Annotated in this window: 1 protein-coding gene; it reads left to right on the plus strand. The window is 72.5% G+C overall.

Annotated elements, in window-relative coordinates; translation table 11 throughout:
- Positions 1-255 (plus strand): DUF5926 family protein (locus tag R6V09_RS54920; protein ID WP_317888714.1); only part of this gene is annotated, 255 nt, incomplete at both ends.

Below are 255 nucleotides of genomic sequence, written 5' to 3' on the forward strand. Positions count from 1 at the left end.
CGACACCCTCCAGCGCGCGCTGGCCGCGGAACCGGGCACTCCGGTGCAGGCCCGCCGCGCCCCGGCCGACGGTCCGCGACTGCAGGAACTGCTCGACCCGGAAGGCGCGTTGAAGCCAGTTGTGCACCCGGGCTTCGAATTCTGGGTTCCGGAGGCGGAGAACACGTCGCCCGAGGTGACCGCCTCCCTGGAGCGCGCCAACGCCGCCGCCATCCCGACCGTGAAACTCCAGGGCGTGGACGCCGCGTACTGGTG

It is taken from the genome of Streptomyces sp. W16 (genome assembly GCF_033194735.1).
Taxonomy (GTDB): Bacteria; Actinomycetota; Actinomycetes; order Streptomycetales; family Streptomycetaceae; genus Streptomyces.